The following is a 12,307-nucleotide window of genomic DNA, read 5'->3' as shown; positions in this document are numbered from 1 at the left end:
CGTCAGCCGCGGCGGTCGCAGGCGATGCCGTCGCCGTCCGGGTCGAGGCGCAGGGAGTAGCCGGGCATGCCGCGGAGGAGGACGAGCAGACCCGCTCGGCGTACGGCGGGGCAGTTCTTGTAGAAGACGGGCGCGCCTGCCGACGTTGGAGTTGGGGTTGGGTTCGGGGGCGATGGTGTGGTTGGGGGTGGAGTCGACGGAGCCATCGGGGTCGGGGTGGGGGTCGGGGAGATGGTGGCGAGGAGTGGCTTGGGAGTGGGCTTCGGCGTATCGGGTGGCGTCGGCTCGCTGGTGATCTCTTCCGGGGTGGGCAGTGGCACCGTGGGGAGTGGCGGGAGTTCGGTGTCCAGCATCGACGGAGAATCCGCGACCCGGGTGGGTGCGGTGTTGCCGTCGAGCGAACCGAAGAGAATGAAACTCACGAGAGCGCCGACGAGGAGTACGACACCGGTCGACGCGAAGACGGGCAGGTAGGTCGGTCCGCCGTACCGCCCGCGAGGTCCTCGGACCCGGCGACCGTCACCGTCGACCCAGAAGGGCCAGTCCAACGGTGCTGGTGGCCACGATTCCTCAGGCTGCCAGCGTTTGGGCGGGCGCCACCGAGCGTTCGGTGGTTCCGGCCATTCGGGCGGCGCGTTGAAATGCCTCACTCCAGCCTCCTCCCCCGAGGTGCTCCAACGCCCGCAGCCTAGGCGACCAAGCGCATTCGGTGGCGGTTCCGGCAATAGGTAATTCGAATACCTCAAAGGTCGAATGACGATGCCAAAATCCCCAATAGATGCTTATAGACAAGCAAAAAGAGACCTACGGCAAACGACGAGCGCCACGGCTGCTGGACAATCGCGGCGGCTCGTGAAGGGGCAGTGCCCGCGGTAGGGCGAACCCCGCTCAATCTCGGCGTGCAAGGGCAAGCCGGACGAGGGTCACCTAGCGGGCGACGAAGGAGCTCGCGTCCGGGGTGGGAAGCGGCCACGAAAACGCGGTGCATCCCGGCGCTCCAGGTCGGGCGGAACGGGGTTGCTCAGCGGGCGACGGAGGAGCCCGCGTTGAGGGTGGGCGGGGAGCGGTTGAACGGGCACGCGACGCAGGAGCGGGCTCGGAAGCCGCGTGGGGGTTACTTCTTGCTGATGAGGGAGCGGGCGAAGAACTGGAGGTTGGCGGGGCGCTCGGCGAGGCGGCGTACGAGGTAGCCGTACCAGTCTTCGCCGTAGGGGATGTAGATGCGGACGGTGTGGCCCTCGCCGGCGAGGCGGAGTTGTTCTTCGGGGCGGATGCCGAAGAGCATCTGGTACTCGAACGAGCCGGGGCGGCGGTTGGCGCGGTCGGCCAGGGAGCCGGCGATCGCGATCAGGCGCGGGTCGTGCGAGGCGATCATCGGGTAGCCGGCGCCGTTCATCAGGATCTTCATCGCCCGGACATACGCCTTGTCGACTGAGCGCTTGTCCTGGTACGCGACCGACTCGGGCTCCTTGTAGGCGCCCTTGCAGAGCCGGACCCGCGAACCCTCGTACGCCAGGTCGCGGCAGTCGCCCTCGGTGCGCCGCAGGTACGCCTGCAGGACGGCGCCGGTCTCGGGGAAGTCCTGCCGGAGTTCGCGCAGGATGCTCAGGGTGGAGTCCGTAGTGGTGTGGTCCTCCATGTCGAGCGTCACCGTGGTGCCGGCGTTGCGGGCGGCGTGGCAGATCGACCGGGCGTTCTCCAGGGCGATCTTCTCGCCGTCACCGGGCAGCGCCTGGCCGACGGCCGACAGTTTGACGGAGACCTCGGCGTTCGCGGTCAGCCCGGCCGCGGACAGCTGCTTCAGCAACGTCAGGTACGCCTCGGCCGTCGCGGTCGCGGCGGCGGCGTCCGTGACGTCCTCGCCCAGGTGGTCGAGGGTGACGTTGAGGCCGCTGCTGACCAGCTTCTCGGTGGCCAGCACGGCCTCCGGAGCGGTCTCGCCGGCCACGAACCGGGCCACGATGCCGCTGGACACCGGCATCGCCGAGACGGCCTTCTTGATCTGGGGGCTGCGGGACACGCCCAGCAGGATTCGCCGAAGCACTTCGCGTTCCTCCTCGTTTCCCGACTCATCCGGCCCCGTATGCCGCGATGTTCCAGGGGTGTCAGCAGGCTACGCGCCTGGCCTGCACGCACCCTAATCGTGTGGCCAGGACCACACCAGTACGCCGACTGGTCCGCGCCGACGAGGCGAGCGGGGCAGGCCGGCGGCGGCCCGGCGGGGCCGGGTGGCGCGGACTGGGCTGGTTCCCGTCCGCCCCGTAGGTTGGGTTTGCAGGGCCGTCGGACGGACGGCGTGATCCCCGGTCAGGAGAGGATGCGGCATGCGGATCTTCAAGCGTCGCCGTACGACGGCTGCGCCGGCCGACCCGATCGGTGGGTTCTGGAGCTGGTGGGAAGCCACCGGCGCCGCCCAGATCGCCGAGTCGATCGCCCTGCGGGACCTGACCGCCGCCGGCGCCGTACTGTCCGAGCAGGTGCACCGGATCCACGAGAACCTCGACTGGGAACTCGGCCACGGCCTGCACGCCGAGCACGTCCTGATCGTCACCGCCGCCGGCGACCCCGGTACTCGCGCCATCGCCCGCCGCTGGTTGCGCGCCGCGCCGGCCTCGGACCACCTCTGGGAGTACGCCGACCTGCGCCGGCCCTCACCGGATGCGGGCATCAAGTTCGACGGGATGCCGCTGGTCTCCATCGAGTCCGCGCTGGTCACGATCGAGCCGGACAGTCGGGAGGCCGCCCTGCACGTCGAGGTGCACCACCCGACGTTCCCGGCCCTGCCCGACGAGCTCCGCAAGCGGGTGACCTTCCTGTTGCTCGACCTGGTCCTGGGTGAGGAACTGGTCGAGACCTGGATCGGCGCGATCAGTACGGCGGTGGCGCCACCCGCCAACGCAGTACCGATCAGTGAGCTGCTTCCCGCGGTGGCTTCGTTCGCCGCGGCGCATGTCGCCGAGGACGGTGGGCCGAGCTGGCGGTTGATGGAAGGCGAGACGGCCGCGGGCGATCGCCTGGTCGCGACCGCGATGGTCCCGCTCCGCTCGATCCAGATGCCGCACCTGGACACGCACGTCGCCGTCGAGGTGCCGTACAAGGATGCGCGCGAGGACGGGCTGCCTCAGGACGAGACGCTGAGCCACCTGCGCGACTTCGAGGATCACCTGACCAACCGGCTCGGCGATTCGGGCCGGCTGCTCGCGCACGAGACTGCCGCCGGTTCGCGGATCCTGCACTACTACGTCGACGGCACCACACCGGCCGCTGCCCAACTGGAGGCCGCGATCACCGGCTGGCCGGACGGCCCGGTCACCCTCAAAGTCTCCGCCGACGCCGGCTGGGAAGGCGTCCGCCACCTGACCTAGGCCGTACGACGCTTCAACGTTGCGGCACCGAGGACCAGGGCGGCGACGATGAAGCCGGCGACGACCAAGGCATCCGAGCCCGCGCCGGCGCCGAAGCCGTTGCCTCGGGCAACTCCGGAGACCGCGTCGACGGCGTACGACAGCGGCAGCACGTCGCTGACGCCATGCAGTACGCCGGGCAGCCGGTCGCGCGGGACGAGCAGCCCGCAGAGCAGCAGTTGCGGGATCATCACGGCCGGCATCATCTGGACCGCCTGGAACTCGGTGGCGGCGAAGGCGCTCGCGAACAGACCCAGCGTCGTACCGAGAACTCCGTCCAGGACCGCGACCACGCCGAGCTGCCAGGCCGAGCCGCGGATGTCGAGGTTCAGTGCGTAGAGCGAGATCGACACCACCACGGTCGCCTGGACCACGGCGATCAGCGCGAACGCCAGCGCATACCCGAGCAGGAAGTCCAGCTTGGCCATCGGCAGCGTGAACAGTCGCGAAAGGGTCCCGCTGGTCCGCTCCCGCAGGGTGGCCACCGACGTCACGATGAACATGATGATCGACGGGAACACCGCCAGCAGCGGCCCGCCGATCCGGTCGAACGTGCCCGGCGAATCGTGGAACATCCACCACATCAAGGTGATCAGCAGCGCGGGCAGCAGGATCAGCATCGCCACGGTCCGGTGGTCCCGGCGCAGTTGCGCCAGCACCCGGGCCGCCACCGCCAGCGTCACTCGCGGCGTCATCGCGCACCTGCCTTCCGGTCGATCAGGGTGAGGAAGGCTTGCTCGATGTCGCTGGTCCCCACCGATTCGAGCAGCCCGTCCGGAGTGTCGTCGGCGAGCAGTTCGCCCTCGCGCATGAGTAACAGCCGGTCGCAGCGGACCGCCTCGTCCATCACGTGACTCGACACCAGCAGGGTCGAGCCGGCGTCGGCCAGCCGATGGAACAGCTCCCACAGATCGCGCCGGAGCACCGGGTCCAAGCCGACGGTCGGCTCGTCGAGGACGAGCAGCTCGGGGTCGCCGAGCAGCGCGGCCGCGAGTGACGCGCGGGACTGCTGGCCGCCGGACAGGCGATCGACGCGATCGTCGGCATGGCTGCGGAGGTCGACGGCGTCGATCACGCGGTCGACGTGGTCGGACGAGATGCCGAGGACGGCGGCGAAGAAGCGGAGGTTCTCCCTGACCGTCAGATCTCCGTACACGCTGGGCTCCTGGGTCACGTAGCCGATCCGGCCGCGCAGTTTCGGCGAGCCGGCGGGCAGCCCGAGCACCTCCACAGCGCCGGTGACCTTGGCCTGCAGGCCCACGATCGCCCTGATCAGCGTGGTCTTGCCGCAGCCGGACGGCCCGAGCAACCCGGTCACCGACCCGACGGCCAGGCCGAAACCCAGGCCGTGCAGGACCTCCCGATCGCCTCGCACCACGACCACATCGCGACACGTCACGGCGTTTTTCATCATGTGATGAATTTAGCTCGCACGACCGCCGTCGGCAAGAGGCGAAAGACCCTCAGGCGGTGAGGTAGTGCTGGATGACCGGGGCGATCCGGTCGATCAGGTCCGGGACAGGGGTGGTGGCGACCGGGTCGAGGTCGACGAGGTAGCGGGTCAGCGCGAGGCCGAGCAGTTGGGTGGCGACCAGCGAGACGCGCAGCCGGGCGTCGGGGACGTCCAGGACGGCCGCGACCGGGACCATGATCATCTTCGTGATGCCTTCGCGCATCATCCGGGCGACCTCGTCGCTGGTGACGACGCTGCGCAGGACCGCCTTCATCCGCTGCTGACCCTCCGCGGACTCCCAGACCCCGAGGAAGGTGGTGATGATCCGCCGACCGAGTTCCTCCCGCGGGCCGCCGAGGATCACGGCCGCCACCTGGCGCGGATCGACCGGCAGCGCCATCGACTCGATGAACAGTTCGTCCTTGCTCTCGAAGTAGTGGTGCACGAGCGCCGCGTCGACGCCGGCCTCGCGCGCCACCGCGCGCAGCGAAGTACCGGCGAATCCCTTACCTGCAAAGGATTCCCGGGCCGCCCGGAGGATGTCACCGCGGGTGTCCGGACCGCCCGGCCGACGCCCCGGCGTACGGGCCGGTGAATCCGTCACGGGGTCAGCTCCGACACCTCTCCGTCGCTGGTCACGGCGAAGGCCGACCGGCGGGAGACGGCGTCGGCGGTCCGGACGAAGTGCTTGCGGGTGAACTCGAGCGACTCGATCAGGTCGATCTCGCGCTCGGACCGGCTGGAGCAGCGGCGGGTGTTGATCTCGATGATGATGTGGCCGCGGAAGTCGTTGTTCGCCAGACCGTTCAGCAGGTCGGCCGCGCGCTGGGTGCCGCGGCCGGGCACCAGGTGCTCGTCCTTGGCCGAGCCGGTGCCGTCGGTGAGGTGGATGTGCTTGAGCGTCCTGCCCATCGTCGCGGCCAGCTCGACGCAGTCCTGCTCGGCGGTCGACGAGTGCGACAGGTCGAGCGTGGTGTGGGCGTAGGTCTGCTCGGTCGGGTCCCAGCTCGGCGCGTACGCCTGCAGGCCCTTGCCCGGCGCGCGCCACGGGTACATGTTCTCGACCGCGAAGATGACGCCGGTCTCCGCCTCCAGCCGGGCGATCCCCTCGACGAAGCCGCGGGCGTAGTCGCGCTGCCAGCGGAACGGCGGGTGGACGACGACGACGTCGGCACCGAGGTCCTTGGCCGCCTCGGCGCTGCGCTCCAGCTTCTCCCACGGATCGGTCCCCCACACCCGCTGGGTGATCAGCAGGCAAGGCGCGTGGATGGCGATCACCGGGAGCTGGTGGTAGTCGACCAGCCGCTGCACCGCGTCGATCTGGGTACTGAGCGGATCGATCCCGACCATCAGTTCCACGCCGTCGTACCCGAGCCGGGCGGCCAGCTCGAAGCAGCTGGCGGTCGACTCCGGGTACACGGAGGCGGTGGACAGGCCGATCTTCGCGGCGGTCTTGCGGGAGCTCATCGCAGTGGGCTTTCCAGGGTTGTCATCGGGGTTGCAACTGGTCCAGACGGGACAGGATGACGCCTTCCCGCAGAGCCCACGGACAGACCTCGAGGGAGGTCAGGTCGAACAGATCCATCACCGCGTCCGCGACCAGCGCACCGGCGATCAGCTGGGTGGACCGGCCCGCGGAGACCCCGGGCAACGCGGCCCGCTCGGCCGCGGACATACCGGTCAGCTTGGGCATCCACTCGGTCAGGTCGTCGCGGTCCAGCGAGCGCGGTACGTACGGACCGTCGTCGGACGGAGCCGCCCCGCAGATCCTGGCCAGCGACCGGAACGTCTTGCTGGTGGCGACCGAGCGCTGCGGCCGGCCGGCCCGCAGTACGTCGCCGGCCACCGCCGCCATCTCCACCCGGATCCGCTTGCGCAGAGCCCGTACTTCGTCCTTGTCCGGCGGGTCCGCGGTGAGCGACTCGCGCGTCAGCCGGCCGGCGCCGAGCGGGACCGACACCGCGACCGTCGGCTCCTCGTCGGACCCGGCCGCAATCTCCAGCGAACCACCGCCGATGTCGAACACGGCCAGCCGGCCCGACGACCAGCCGAACCAGCGGCGTACGGCGAGGAAGGTCAGCCGAGCCTCGTCCTGGCCGGTCAGCACCTGCAGATCGACCTTGGTCTTCACCCGGACCCGGTCCAGCACCTTCTCGCCGTTCGGAGCCTCCCGAAGGGCGGAGGTGGCGAAGGCCAGCACGGACTCGCAGCCCTTGTCCTCGGCGAGCTCGGCGGCCTCGGAGATGAACGAGACGAGTTCGTCGGCGCCGGACTGGGCGATCTTGCCGTCCTTGTCCAGGTGCTCGGCGAGCCGCAGTTCGGTCTTGTGCGAGTACGCCGGCAGCGGCGCGGCACCACGGTGCGCGTCCACCACCAGCAGGTGGACGGTATTGGATCCCACATCGAGTACGCCGAGCCGCATACCCTCCACGCTACTGGACTCCCGAGGTGCACCTACGCGGCGTACGGTGGTCCTCACTCAGAATTGACCCGGCCCGCGCGTCCTCGGTACCGCAGGGGATGACCGGGTATCACTGTGGAGGACGTACGCTTTCCCGGTGCCTGAGGTCTCTCTCGATTTTCCCCGTGCCTTTGTCGAGTTCGTCGATCCCGATGATCCCGACCAGGTCTTCCGTTGCGACCTGACCTGGCTGACGTCCAACTGGACCTGCATCTTCGGCGGTGGTTGCCGCGGCATCTACAAGGGCCGCCCGAACGACGGCTGCTGCACGCTCGGCGCGCACTTCTCCGACGAGGACGACGAGAAGCGGGTCAAGGGCTACGTCAAGCAGCTGGGCAAGGACGACTGGCAGTTCCGCAAGGAAGGCAAGACGAACGGCTGGATCGAGACCGACGACGACGGCGACCGCAAGACCCGGGTCTGGGAAGGTGCCTGCATCTTCCTGAACCGGCCGGACTTCCCCGGCGGCGGCGGTTGCGCGCTGCACGGGCTCGCCCTGAAGAAGGGCGTGCACTTCGTCGAGACCAAGCCGGACGTGTGCTGGCAACTGCCGATCCGGCGGACGTTCCGCGAGGTGGAGCGGCCCGACGGTACGTCGTACACGGAGGTCGGCATCGGCGAGTACGACCGGCGTGGGTGGGGACCGGGCGGGCACGACCTGGACTGGTACTGCACCGGGAACACTGAGGCGCACATCGGCGTCGAGGCTGTCTTCGAGTCGAGCAAGGTCGAGCTGCAGACACTGATGGGGCTGAAGGCGTACGACGTACTGGCGGAGCTCTGCCGGCAGCGGCTCGAGGCTGCCAAGCCGCTGCTGCCGCACCCCGCGTCGCCGCAGGTCTAGAGCTTGTCGTTGGCGACCAGCCAGCCGAGCGCGTCCTGGGTCGTCTCCAGCGCGGAGTAGCGCGGGCGGAAACCGAGCAGCCGGGCCGCCTTCTCCATCGAGCAGTGCGGGCTGTGCGCGATGTGGTCCCAGGTCGCGGCGGCGTCGCCTTCGGACACCGTCTTCGTCCACTTGTCCCAGGGCAGGAAGGTGAGGTTCGCCTCCTGACCGAAATAGCTCGCCACGCCCTCGGCGTACCCGCGCAGGGTCATCGCGCCATCGGCGACCGCGTGGAAGCTCTCGCCAATCGCGACGGACCGGTTCGCCAGTGCCGCGAGGAACACGCCCGCGACGTCGGCGGCGTGGACGTGCTGGACTGTCTCAAGGCCCAAGTTGGGCAGGGCCAGTTCGGCGCCCTCGGCAAGCTTCTTGAAGACGCCGAGATCGAGGTGGCCGGCCGGGTTGATCGGGGTCCAGCCTGGTCCGGAGATGTGGCCCGGGTGGACGATCGTGACCGGGAGTCCGTCGCGGTGGGCCTTGGCCAAGAGGTAGCGCTCGATCGCCGCCTTCGCGATGCCGTAGTCGCCGAAGGGTTTGCGCGGAGCGTCCTCCGGCGTCGGCACCGTCGCGCTCGGGCCGTGCACCCAGATCGTGCCGCAGTGCAGGAGGTGGCCGACCTCGCCCTGCAGCGCTTCCGCCAACTGCTTCGCGCTCTGCTCGGTGAAGCAGATCAGGTCGATCACAACGTCGGCGTGCAATTCACGCACCCGCTGCCCGAAGGTGCCGGCGGCATCCTCAGCTTGCCGATCCGCCTGCTGCAACTCCACCTGTCGCCAGGCGCCACTGTCCTGGTACGGCGTTCGCTCGCCCCGACTGAGCACCACCACCTCATGCCCAAGCCGAACCAACTCCGGAACCAGATACGTCCCGATATGCCCAGTCCCACCAATCACCACAATGCGCATAACCCCACCCTAAGCACCCCCACAGTGCCTCCACCCCTCCCCCAAGCAAAGCGAGGGCCACCCCTCCCAGCCACTCCCGAGCAAAGCAAGGGCCACCCCTCCCAACCCACCCCCGAACAAAGCAAGGGCCACCCCTCCCAACCCACCCCCGAACAAAGCAAGGGCCACCCCTCCCAACCCACCCCCGAACGGAGTGAGGGCCACCCCCTTCAACCCATCCCCGAGCGGAGCGAGGGGTGGTTAGGTTGCCCTTTGTTCGACACCCCGATGGCGCGGAGTGTCGGTGGCTGGGACCAGAATGACTCGCATGCGCTTGGATCATCTTTCATATGCGGCCGGTCCCGACGGGTATCAGGCGACGGTGGAGCGGCTGTCCGCGCTGCTCGGCGCCGAGTTCGTCGACGGCGGCGTGCACCCCCGCTTCGGCACGGTGAACCACATCCTTCCGCTCGAGAACGACCGCTACATCGAGGTCGTCGACGTGCTCGACCACCCGGCCTCGGACAAGGCCCCGTTCGGTCAGGCCGTCCGCGCCCGCAAGGAGGTCGGCGGCGGCTGGCTCGGCTGGGTGGTCGCGGTCCGCGACATGGAGCGGATGGAGAAGCGGCTCGGCCGCGAGGCCGTCCCCGGCAACCGGCACCGCCCCGACGGGGTGAACCTCACCTGGCGGCAGATCGGCGTCAAGGGCCTGATCGCCGACCCGCAACTGCCGTTCTTCATCCACTGGGACGACCTGGCCCAGCACCCGTCCGTCGGCGGCAAGGGCGTCAAGCTGACCGCGCTCGAGATCGCCGGCGACCCGGCCCGGGTCACCGACTGGATCGGCCACCCGGCCGACCACCTGCTCGACGACCTGGACGTCGCCTGGGTCGGCCCGAACGGTCAGCCCGGTCTCAACGCGGCCGTCTTCCAGACCCCCAACGGCATCGTTCGGCTGTGACCTCGCAGATCTTCGCGATCTCCGGCGTTCTGGTCGGCGAGCGGGCCCGCACGCTCGATCTCATCTCGTACGCCGTGTCGCTGGCGGGCGTCGGCGATCGGCCCACCCGCTTCTGTTTCGTCCCGACCGCCGAAGGTGACCACCCCGGCGCGGTCGACTGGTTCAAAGGGGCTTACGGCAACGACCCGGCGATCGAGGCCGGCGTGCTCACGCTGTTCACGAAGCCGAACGTCGCTGACGTCCGGTCCTTCCTGCTGGACCAGGACGTGCTCTGGGTCGGTGGCGGCAGCGTGGTCAACCTGATGGCGGTCTGGCGTGCGCACGGACTGCCCGAGATCCTCGAAGAGTGCTGGCGCAGCGGCGTGGTGATGGCCGGCCAGAGCGCGGGCAGCCTGTGCTGGCACGTGGGTGGCCCGACCGACTCGTTCGGCGACGGACTCGATGCCTATGGCAACTGCCTTGGCTGGTTGCCGTGGAGCAACGGCGTCCACGACGACCTCGCCGACCAGCCACGGCGTACGACGTACCGGCGGTTGGTTGCCTCGGGCGCCCTTCCTGGCGGCTATGCGACCGAGGACGGCGTCGGCCTGCACTACGTCGACGGCGAGCTGAAGGAAGCGGTCGCCGTGCTGCCGGACAAGCGCGCCTGGCAGGTCGAGCCCGACGGCGACGGCGGCTTCCGGGAGACCGCGATCGTGCCGCGGCTGCTCTAGAGCGCTTCGAGTTCTTGCAGAGCCGTCTCCAGATGCAGCAGCAGACGCTGGAGGTGCGGGACGGTTCGGCGGCAGCCGGTGAGGCCGAAGTGGAGCTCGTGGTCGTAGCTGGTGACGCTGATGTTGAGCGCCTGGCCGTTGAGGACGATCGAGGCCGGGTACATCCCGAGCAGGCGCGAGCGGTTCCAGTACAGCGGGCTCTCGGCCGGACCGGGAATGTTGGAGATGACCAGGTTGTACGGCGGTGGCGTGCGGCCCGCGAGCCCGGGGATCACCGCCGCCGGTCCCGCCGAACCCAGCCCGAGCGCACCAATCATCAGGTTCTGCAGCGGGCTCAGTTGGGACAGCACGCTCTTGCCGTACGTCGTGGAGTCGATGATCCGGCGGATCCGGCGTTCCGGGTCACGCTCGTCGGTGGCCAGGTCGGCGATCAGTGTCGCCAGCGAGTTGCCACCACCCGGAGCGTTCTCCGCGGCTCGCAGCGAGACCGGGACCATCGCCGTCATCCCCTGGTCGGGAAGGGAGTTCAGCTCCAGCAGATAGTTGCGCAAGGCTCCTGAACACATCGCCAGCATCACGTCGTTGAGCGTCGCGCCGGTGATCGCGCGGACTTTCTCCAGCCGTTCCATCGGCCACGACTGCGCGGCGAACCGCCGCGAACCGGTGATCGGCTGGTTGAACACGGTCTGTGGCGCCTTGAAGGCGACCGACGAATGCTCGTGCTGCAGCGCGCGCAGAGCGCTCCTCAACCCCACCGGTGACAACCCGGCGAGGTCGCCCAGCAATCGCCCGACACCACCCATCGCCCGGCCCGCACCGCCGATCACCCGGCCTGCCTCGCCAGGAATCCGGCCCGCCGCTGCGACCAACTCGGCCGGAGTCGGCAAGCCGCCGGATCGCTCGGTGGCCGGTGCCGTCGAAGGAAAGGTGTCAGGCAGCGCGTAAGGCGCCGGCATGTCGGTCTGGGTCGGATCGGCCGTCAGCATGGCCTGCATCAGCCGTAGTGCGGTGACGCCGTCGAGCAGGGAATGGTGGACCTTGGTGTAGAGCGCGAACCGGCGCCCTTGCACACCTTCGATGACGTGCATCTCCCACAACGGGCGGCGCCGGTCGAGCAGTGTGCCGTGCAGCCGGCTGGTCAGTTCGAAGAGCTCCCGGTACCGCCCCGGCCGGGCGAGGCCCGACAGCCGGACGTGGTACTGCAGGTCGATCTCGCGGTCCTGTTCCCAGGACCAGTACCCGAGGTCGAGCGCGCGGTTCCGCACGCGCCGGGTGAAGAGCGGGTTGACCGTCTGGTGCTCGGTGATCTCGGAGTAGATCCGTGAGACGAGGTCCCTGGTGCCGTCCGGGAAGACCTGGTCCCGCGCCCCCTCGGGCAGCTCGAACAGCATCAGACCACCGACATGCATCGGCTGCTCGCGCGTCTCCCCCAGTAAGAACATCGCGTCCAGCGGCCCCACTGCGGTCATCCGACCTCCCGAGCTGGCTTCTGACGCCTCATCGTCGCTACTCGGCGGCAGGCCGTCTACCCCAGCAACCGACCTCGCG

Annotated in this window: 13 protein-coding genes; 4 read left to right on the top strand and 9 right to left on the bottom strand. The window is 69.3% G+C overall.

Going from position 1 to position 12,307, the window contains the following annotated elements; genetic code table 11:
* Positions 1-2: 2 nt before the first annotated feature.
* Positions 3-548: an excalibur calcium-binding domain-containing protein gene (locus tag EV138_RS38485; RefSeq protein ID WP_133980499.1), complete on the bottom strand. Its 546-nt coding sequence runs from the start codon at positions 546-548 to the stop codon at positions 3-5.
* A 566-nt stretch (positions 549-1,114) separates the two neighbouring features.
* Positions 1,115-2,044: a proline dehydrogenase family protein gene (locus EV138_RS20650; RefSeq protein ID WP_133980498.1), complete on the bottom strand. Its 930-nt coding sequence runs from the start codon at positions 2,042-2,044 to the stop codon at positions 1,115-1,117.
* Between the two features lie 280 nt (positions 2,045-2,324).
* Here EV138_RS20650 and EV138_RS20645 point away from each other — a divergent pair, with 280 nt between their 5' ends.
* On the top strand, positions 2,325-3,365 hold the full coding sequence (locus EV138_RS20645; RefSeq protein ID WP_133980497.1) for a DUF695 domain-containing protein: 1,041 nt from the start codon (positions 2,325-2,327) through the stop codon (positions 3,363-3,365).
* Here the strand turns inward: EV138_RS20645 and EV138_RS20640 are convergent.
* Genes EV138_RS20640 through EV138_RS20620 form a run of 5 tightly spaced genes read right to left on the bottom strand, consistent with a single transcriptional unit; the run spans position 3,362 to position 7,279 of the window.
* Complete coding sequence (locus tag EV138_RS20640) at positions 3,362-4,099, bottom strand: ABC transporter permease (RefSeq protein ID WP_133980496.1); 738 nt, start codon at positions 4,097-4,099, stop codon at positions 3,362-3,364. The two genes, EV138_RS20645 and EV138_RS20640, sit on opposite strands and share 4 nt — an antisense overlap.
* Positions 4,096-4,818: an ABC transporter ATP-binding protein gene (locus EV138_RS20635; RefSeq protein ID WP_133980495.1), complete on the bottom strand. Its 723-nt coding sequence runs from the start codon at positions 4,816-4,818 to the stop codon at positions 4,096-4,098. Before EV138_RS20635 ends, EV138_RS20640 begins: the two co-directional genes overlap by 4 nt.
* 49 nt (positions 4,819-4,867) lie before the next feature.
* Positions 4,868-5,461: a TetR/AcrR family transcriptional regulator gene (locus tag EV138_RS20630; RefSeq protein WP_133980494.1), complete on the bottom strand. Its 594-nt coding sequence runs from the start codon at positions 5,459-5,461 to the stop codon at positions 4,868-4,870.
* Positions 5,458-6,324, bottom strand: a complete 867-nt coding sequence (locus tag EV138_RS20625; RefSeq protein WP_112248277.1) for a sugar phosphate isomerase/epimerase family protein — start codon at positions 6,322-6,324, stop codon at positions 5,458-5,460. Before EV138_RS20625 ends, EV138_RS20630 begins: the two co-directional genes overlap by 4 nt.
* Positions 6,325-6,346: 22 nt before the next feature.
* Positions 6,347-7,279, bottom strand: a complete 933-nt coding sequence (locus EV138_RS20620; RefSeq protein ID WP_133980493.1) for a Ppx/GppA family phosphatase — start codon at positions 7,277-7,279, stop codon at positions 6,347-6,349.
* 136 nt (positions 7,280-7,415) lie between these two features.
* On the opposite strand from EV138_RS20620, the gene EV138_RS20615 reads away from it, so the two are divergent.
* Positions 7,416-8,162: a DUF3109 family protein gene (locus tag EV138_RS20615; RefSeq protein ID WP_133980492.1), complete on the top strand. Its 747-nt coding sequence runs from the start codon at positions 7,416-7,418 to the stop codon at positions 8,160-8,162.
* Here EV138_RS20615 and EV138_RS20610 read toward each other — a convergent pair.
* The gene (locus EV138_RS20610) at positions 8,159-9,106 is read right to left on the bottom strand and encodes an NAD-dependent epimerase/dehydratase family protein (RefSeq protein ID WP_133980491.1); all 948 of its coding nucleotides are present in this window, start codon (positions 9,104-9,106) and stop codon (positions 8,159-8,161) included. The two genes, EV138_RS20615 and EV138_RS20610, sit on opposite strands and share 4 nt — an antisense overlap.
* 307 nt (positions 9,107-9,413) lie before the next feature.
* Here EV138_RS20610 and EV138_RS20600 point away from each other — a divergent pair, with 307 nt between their 5' ends.
* Positions 9,414-10,046 carry a VOC family protein gene (locus EV138_RS20600; protein ID WP_133980489.1) on the top strand — a complete coding sequence of 211 codons (633 nt, stop codon included), beginning with the start codon at positions 9,414-9,416 and terminating at the stop codon, positions 10,044-10,046.
* Positions 10,043-10,759 carry a Type 1 glutamine amidotransferase-like domain-containing protein gene (locus tag EV138_RS20595; protein ID WP_133980488.1) on the top strand — a complete coding sequence of 239 codons (717 nt, stop codon included), beginning with the start codon at positions 10,043-10,045 and terminating at the stop codon, positions 10,757-10,759. Before EV138_RS20600 ends, EV138_RS20595 begins: the two co-directional genes overlap by 4 nt.
* On the opposite strand, the gene EV138_RS20590 is transcribed toward EV138_RS20595, so the two are convergent.
* Positions 10,756-12,228, bottom strand: a complete 1,473-nt coding sequence (locus EV138_RS20590) for a WS/DGAT/MGAT family O-acyltransferase (protein WP_133980487.1) — start codon at positions 12,226-12,228, stop codon at positions 10,756-10,758. The genes EV138_RS20595 and EV138_RS20590 overlap by 4 nt on opposite strands.
* Between the last annotated feature and the right edge of the window lie 79 nt (positions 12,229-12,307).

The sequence above is a fragment of the Kribbella voronezhensis genome (assembly GCF_004365175.1).
In the GTDB taxonomy this organism is placed as follows: domain Bacteria; phylum Actinomycetota; class Actinomycetes; order Propionibacteriales; family Kribbellaceae; genus Kribbella; species Kribbella voronezhensis.
This window is presented reverse-complemented; position numbering and strand designations above follow the sequence as displayed.

Bases quoted from the DNA above. Each gene is read 5' to 3' on its own strand.
- EV138_RS20590 (WP_133980487.1), bottom strand. From the start codon at position 12,228: ATGACCGCAGTGGGGCCGCTGGACGCGATGTTCTTACTGGGGGAGACG.
- EV138_RS20600 (WP_133980489.1), top strand. From the start codon at position 9,414: ATGCGCTTGGATCATCTTTCATATGCGGCCGGTCCCGACGGGTATCAG.
- EV138_RS20640 (WP_133980496.1), bottom strand. From the start codon at position 4,099: ATGACGCCGCGAGTGACGCTGGCGGTGGCGGCCCGGGTGCTGGCGCAA.
- EV138_RS20625 (WP_112248277.1), bottom strand. From the start codon at position 6,324: ATGAGCTCCCGCAAGACCGCCGCGAAGATCGGCCTGTCCACCGCCTCC.
- EV138_RS20645 (WP_133980497.1), top strand. From the start codon at position 2,325: ATGCGGATCTTCAAGCGTCGCCGTACGACGGCTGCGCCGGCCGACCCG.
- EV138_RS20610 (WP_133980491.1), bottom strand. From the start codon at position 9,106: ATGCGCATTGTGGTGATTGGTGGGACTGGGCATATCGGGACGTATCTG.
- EV138_RS20620 (WP_133980493.1), bottom strand. From the start codon at position 7,279: ATGCGGCTCGGCGTACTCGATGTGGGATCCAATACCGTCCACCTGCTG.
- EV138_RS20635 (WP_133980495.1), bottom strand. From the start codon at position 4,818: ATGATGAAAAACGCCGTGACGTGTCGCGATGTGGTCGTGGTGCGAGGC.